The sequence below is a fragment of the Calothrix sp. FACHB-168 genome (genome assembly GCF_963889195.1).
GTDB lineage: Bacteria > Cyanobacteriota > Cyanobacteriia > Cyanobacteriales > Nostocaceae > Aulosira > Aulosira anomala_A.
Genome location: NZ_CAWPNJ010000104.1, coordinates 1 through 6,305 on the forward strand (window position 1 = coordinate 1; position 6,305 = coordinate 6,305).

Consider the following 6,305-nt stretch of genomic DNA (forward strand, 5'->3'; position numbering starts at 1 on the left):
CTGGTCATCTCGTAGCGCATAACGTCGAGTCATTGTTTCTCTATTTGGCTTATCCCAAGCATTACCTACTCAAGTTTACCTAATTGATGACACGCCCTAGAATGACGCGCCGTTATGCGTTGCCAGATGAAGCGCTTAAGGAAAATTTTCCACAAGCGTTAGCTGATAAGAACACTTGGAAATCAAATAATTCTTAAAGTTTTTTTAATTGCTCGACTGGTGGAGTTGGACAGTGCGATCGCCTCTATCATTAAAAAAGCGATCGCATCGACAGATAAGTTTAGAAAGTAAAGGTAGTACGCACTACTCCCACATATATATTTGGGTTACTGCTGTTACCTTCAGGATTAAAGATGGATATCAATCCTGGGGTAATAGCAATGTTGTCATTCACCTTATATCTATAGAAAGCCTCTAAATGATAGGTGACATCATCGTCTCGACGGCGATTAGCACCACTGACAAATTGATTGCTAGCTACGTAAGGTGGCGCACCAAATACGATTCCAGCAAAGTTTCCTTTCTTACCTAAATCAGGAAAGCCTAACTGAACAGCCCAGTTCCAAATCTCTGCATCACTTCTAGCGACGGCTGTATTTTCGGCCTTGGCATTGGTATAGCCGCCCCAAGCGGTAAGTGTAAACTTAGGACTGAATTTGTAATTGGCAGTCACACTATAGTTATTCACAGAAGTTCGCGCACCGTTGAATGGGTTATTGGCAAAACCAGTCCCAGTACTACCGGAGACTCCACTACCATCGGTGTAATAAGCATTGACATAAGTAAAAGCCAAACTCAATGGCGAGATGGGCTGAAAAGTAACTTGACCTAATGCAGAGTAAGCACCATTAAAAAGGCCTCTACCGTTATTAGGATCGTTACCAACACCAGATGGTACAACATAGCCAGCAGTGAGAGTTAAAATATTATTGAATTTGTGACTAACAATAATACCTGGCCCTTCTGCCGCCCGATAAATTGGGTTATAACGTCCAAAGCGAGATAAAGCACCAGAACCACTAGAATCAAAATTGCGGCTGAGAGGAGGTACTTCATCAATATATTCCAACCCTTCGGTGGCGATGTTGGCTATTGTAGAGTTGCCTATGGGGAAACGGTAATACAGCGCTGATACGCTGACATTGTTGGATTCATTACCATCAAACCCTAAACGAGTTTGGTTAGTACCAGTCACACCTGTATTAAATGAAGTGATGTTTCTCCCTTGTAACCTCACTCTCAGGCGGTCTTTACCAGTAAAACTAGCATCAAAGTTTAACCGGACGCGATCGGCAAAAATTGCATTTTCGTTAAGTCCTTGTCTGGTAGTACCAGCATTTTGAGCATCGGTATTGATGGCGCGATCGGAGCCAAACACACTAGCTAAGGCAAAAATTGCTTCTCCTCGCAGTGTCGTAGTTGTGGAGAATTGCTGTGATTCTAAAGTTGCGGTACGAACTTCTAGAGCATCAACTCGACCGCGCACAGTTTGGAGTTCAGCCGCATATTCTTCTTGCAGCTTTTGTAATGTTGCGAGGTCTTCTTTGTTGACCAAATCGGCTGTACTTGTAGCTATCAGTTGATTGATCTGATTCAAACAAGCATTTAAACCAGCTGCAAACTCATAACGAGTCAACGCACGATTACCCCGATAGGTTTGGTTAGGATAGCCTGCAATACAGCCGTATCGTTCAACCAGAGATTGCAATGCACCAAAAGCCCAATCTGTAGGCTGAACATCAGAAAGTTGGGAAACTGAAGTAACTTGCCCTATATTCTCAACACTATTTAACTTGGATGCTTGATTTATAGGTACTTCAGACCCTATTGCTGGTACTGCAAGCATCAATAAGCCCAAAATAGTTGGGCTAAATAACAAAGAATTCAGCCAAATTGTTTGCACGAATATAACCTCACACCTGGTAGTAATTAGTGAAAAATCAAAAATTTTCTAATATGCAATTGTCTGCTAATTAGAAAATCGCAAATATTCGTAAGTGAATCTTCCTAACTAGTGTGATTTTTGCATTGAACCTTTATTCAAAAGTTAAATGTTAGGCGATAAAAAAGTCAATCTTTGCTCGACAGGTCTGCAAAAACCAACTTTAACAGTATCAAAGCATAATTATGCCCCACAATCTAGATACTGTTTCCAAATCAAAACATTTCCATTTTATTTACCTATTCTTAATTAAACAGATATTCTTTGTTAATATTCATTTGTGTTTGACTCAAAAATAAACCATGAGTGAGCGATAATTTATAAATAAAATATTAAATAGAAATGCGTTATTCCTTTGCCTAATTTTCAATTCTCCTTATCTAAAATAAATTTAATTTAAAATCATCTTTTTATTAATTAATACTTAACCCAAAAAGGTATAGCGAGTAAATGCCAGAAAGTAATTATTATATTGATAGATATCCGCGATTAACTCATTCATTAGATTGATAATTAAGCAAGTAAATCAGAAATTATCCTTAGCTTAATTATTGCTTAACCTAAGAATATTATTAAGTTCTAAAGTAAGAGCATTTAACTGTCAAAACATGACAAGTACAGTAGCAATCGAAGTTAGTAAACTCACGAAGAGTTTCAAGGGTAAAATTGCCCTGAAAAACGTATTTTGCACAATTGATGAGGGAGAAATGGTGGCCCTTATAGGTGCATCTGGCTCAGGCAAATCGACGCTCTTACGCCACATCAATGGTTTGCATGTTGGAGATTTGGGAACAATTTATATTTTTGGTACTGTAATACAAAGTCAGGGTAAATTACACTCAAAAATTAGGTTGCTACGCAGCCATATTGGTTGTATATTCCAACAGTTTAATTTGGTAAATAGGCTAACAGTTATCGAAAATGTTCTCGTTGGTAACTTAGCCAAACTATCTATTTTAAGGTCAGCAATACATTTATTTACTAAAGAAGAAAAATATCAAGCTCTGACAGCACTAGAGCGGGTAGGTATTCTAGAACAAGCTTACAAACGCGCCTCGATGCTTTCGGGAGGACAACAGCAACGAGTGGCGATCGCACGTTGTTTGGTACAAGGCGCGAAAATCCTACTCGCAGATGAACCAATCGCCTCTCTCGATCCCGAATCGGCGCGGAAAGTCATGGAATTACTGGTGCAATTGAATCGCCAAAGCGGAATCACCGTAGTTGTTTCCCTACACCAGATTCAGATGGTGCGACGCTACTTTAAACGTGCGATCGCGCTGAGAGATGGCGAAGTCATGTTTGATGGTGCAACTGTAGAACTAGACGACAAAAAACTCAACGAGATTTACGGCGCAGCAGCAGAAGAACTAGTCATGCGAGGACATGGTGAACTACTAGTATAATTCTTACCTGTTTTCCCATAACTAAATACTTGAAAATCATGACCCCGGAATAAAAATTTTGGATGTTTACAGCTTTTAGTATCAAAAATCCCATTGGCTGAGGAGTTAATGATGAAAAGAAGATTATTTATTCAGCAGGCTTCTTTGTTTACTATAACTTTGGCAAGTGCCAAAATGCTTTCTGCTTGTAGTTCTAATGCAGAAAATAGTAATTCGGCATTTAAAGAAATTAACTTTGGTGTATTGTCTACAGAATCCCAAGCTAATCAAAAACCAATTTGGGAGCCTTTTGCTGCTGCTATGTCAAAGGAAGTTGGTATTCCTATTAAACCCTTCTATGTCACACAATATGCAGCAGTGATAGAAGCCATGCGCTTTGGTAAAGTGCAAGCAGCTTGGTTAGGTGGTAAATCTTATATTGAAGCCGCAAAAGTTGCTGAAGCAGAAGCTTTTGCTCAAGTTGTGAGTAAAGATGGTACTAGAGGTTACTATTCTCATTTAATTGCTAATAAGAATAATCCTATTACTGCTGCGGCTAAAGCAGCAGGTGGCGATCAATATGTGATTAAAAATGCTGCCAATCTTACCTTTGCTTTTAATGAGCCTAATTCTACCTCTGGGTTCTTAGTTCCCAGCTACTATATTTTTACCAAAAATAATATTGACCCCAAAAAAGCTTTTAAACGCTTGGTATTTGCAGGTAATCATGAAGCTTGTGCTATGGCTGTAGCTAATAAGCAAGTAGATGTAGCTACTGTGAGTAATGAAGCATTAAATCGTTTGGAAAAAACTAACCCTAAGGCTAGAGAAAAAATTGAAATTATTTGGCAATCACCTTTAATTCCCAGCGATCCAATTGTCTATCGTCAAGATTTACCAGCAGATATTAAGCAGAAATTTCACAACTTCTTCTATAACTATAAAGACGCTAAAATTTTAGAACCATTTGGAATTTCTGGCTTTGTTAAGGCAGAAGATAAAACTTGGCATACAATTCGAGAACTAGAAATTGCGAAGAAAATTCAAGAGACTAAAGCCAAAGAGGATATCAGCGAGCAGGAAAAACAGCAAAAAATAGCAGAACTTAATCAGCAACTTAAAGAGATTCAACTGAATTAGGGGGTTGTTGACGGTTGACGATTGACGGTTGACGGTTGACTGTTGACTGTTGACTGTCACAAGAGATATTTTGTAAAGTTTTTAGGGTGTGTTAGAGACAGTGTGATGCACCAAATACATACTACAAATATCTTTTTTCAAAAACCAGATTTTTGTAAGCATATTTAGGTAAAATAAAGTGCGATCGCCACATCAAAGAACTACTAATATATCTCCGGCAGTAGTAGAGATGCTAGAGAAAGAAGCAAAGTTTGTAAGTACTCAAAGAGTTTTGTTTTTTATCTTAATTGCTGCTGTATTAATTTTTGCTTATCATCAAAGCGAATTGAATTTTCCTGTACTTCTACAACGGGGGGATAATATGGCGGAATATATACGTTCCTATTTACCCCCAGACTTTAGTGATTGGAAGTATTATTTTTCTGAAACATTAATTACAATATCGATGGGAATTTGGGGAACTTTAATGGCCGCGATCGCAGCTGTTCCTCTTTCAATTTTAGCATCTAATAATATGTGTCCTGTGTGGATTGTCCAACCCACACGCCGTATTTTAGATGCTATGCGTGCTATTAACGAAATTGTTTTTGCACTAATATTTGTAGTTGCTGTAGGCTTAGGCCCATTTGCTGGAGTTTTGGCTTTATTTGTTCATACTACAGGTACTTTAGGCAAGCTATTTTCGGAAGCAGTAGAATCAATAGAACCTGGCCCAGTTGAAGGGATTAGAGCCACAGGTGCAAGTCAAATTCAAGAAGTAATTTATGGCGTAATTCCCCAAGTTATGCCTTTGTGGACTTCTTTCACTCTCTACAGATTTGAATCAAATGTGCGTTCTGCTTCTGTGTTAGGAATTGTTGGTGCTGGTGGTATTGGCGTTTCACTATATCAAAGTTTTGGCGCATTTGAATATCAAAAAGTTTGTGCAATTTTGATTATTTTAATTGTTGCTACTGGTACGATTGATGTAGTCTCTGCAAAAGTTAGGGAATGGTTAATTTAGTTGACGGTTGACGGTTGACGGTTGACGGTTGACAGTTGACGGTTGACCGTTAACTGCTAAACTAACTCAATAAGTCTTTATCGTCACCAGTTATCAGCCATCAGTCATCAGTCATCAGTCATCAGTCATCAGCCATCAGTCATCAGTCATCAGTCACCAGTCATCAGTCACCAGTCATCAGTCATCAGTCAACAAATAATTCATTTTCAAAAAACAATTCCATGCGATCGCCTCGCAATCGCGTTACGCCATATTCAATTACATTACCTGTTTGATCAACGTTTACTGATTCAGCTAAAAGAATGGGTTGATTGAGGGGTAGATGCAGCCATTTTGCATCTTGTGGCTGAACTAGACGAGCAGAAACGCAGGTACTTCTACGAATATGATCGCATCCATATATCTGTTGTAAAAGCTGAGAAATTGATTGTTTCTCTTGCAAAATTTTGATATTTTTTGGATCTAAAAAATCAGGAAATCGCTTCAGTGGAAAATACCCCGTTCCTACACTAATGGGTTCTTCATCTGCAAAACCTAAACGTTCAATTAACGCTACAGGTTCACCATGAGTAATCTCTAATCCTTTGGCGATCGCATTATCCGCAGGTAATTCTAATACACGCAATAATTGAAACCTCGCTTGCCAACCTTGCGCTTTCAAGGTTTGGTTATAACGCACACGCTTTCCAATGGCATAGCGGATAGTTTTAGCTGCAACAAAAGTCCCTCTTCCTCTATCAACTCGTAATAATCCCTCATTTTTTAAGAGTGCGATCGCTTGTCTAATAGTATGGCGATTGACTGCAAACTGTTCCGCTAACTTGGTTTCCGTTGG

5 protein-coding genes are annotated in these 6,305 nt (G+C 38.7%); 3 read left to right on the plus strand and 2 right to left on the minus strand.

The window, feature by feature from the left end; genetic code table 11:
• Positions 1-280 precede the first annotated feature (280 nt).
• The gene (locus AACW45_RS38290; RefSeq protein ID WP_190638241.1) at positions 281-1,903 is read right to left on the minus strand and encodes an iron uptake porin; all 1,623 of its coding nucleotides are present in this window, start codon (positions 1,901-1,903) and stop codon (positions 281-283) included.
• A gap of 647 nt (positions 1,904-2,550) precedes the next feature.
• Here AACW45_RS38290 and phnC point away from each other — a divergent pair.
• From phnC to phnE, 3 genes are all read left to right on the plus strand, one after another.
• Positions 2,551-3,348 carry a phosphonate ABC transporter ATP-binding protein gene (gene phnC, locus AACW45_RS38295; RefSeq protein ID WP_190638243.1) on the plus strand — a complete coding sequence of 266 codons (798 nt, stop codon included), beginning with the start codon at positions 2,551-2,553 and terminating at the stop codon, positions 3,346-3,348.
• 111 nt (positions 3,349-3,459) lie between these two features.
• Entirely contained in the window at positions 3,460-4,467 is a 1,008-nt protein-coding gene (phnD, locus tag AACW45_RS38300; RefSeq protein WP_190638245.1) for a phosphonate ABC transporter substrate-binding protein, read from the plus strand.
• A 229-nt stretch (positions 4,468-4,696) separates the two neighbouring features.
• Positions 4,697-5,470, plus strand: a complete 774-nt coding sequence (gene phnE / locus AACW45_RS38305; protein WP_190638249.1) for a phosphonate ABC transporter, permease protein PhnE — start codon at positions 4,697-4,699, stop codon at positions 5,468-5,470.
• 184 nt (positions 5,471-5,654) lie between these two features.
• Here phnE and phnF read toward each other — a convergent pair.
• Positions 5,655-6,305, minus strand: a 651-nt coding sequence (phnF, locus tag AACW45_RS38310) for a phosphonate metabolism transcriptional regulator PhnF (protein ID WP_190638247.1), incomplete at its 5' end; no start/stop codon positions are given.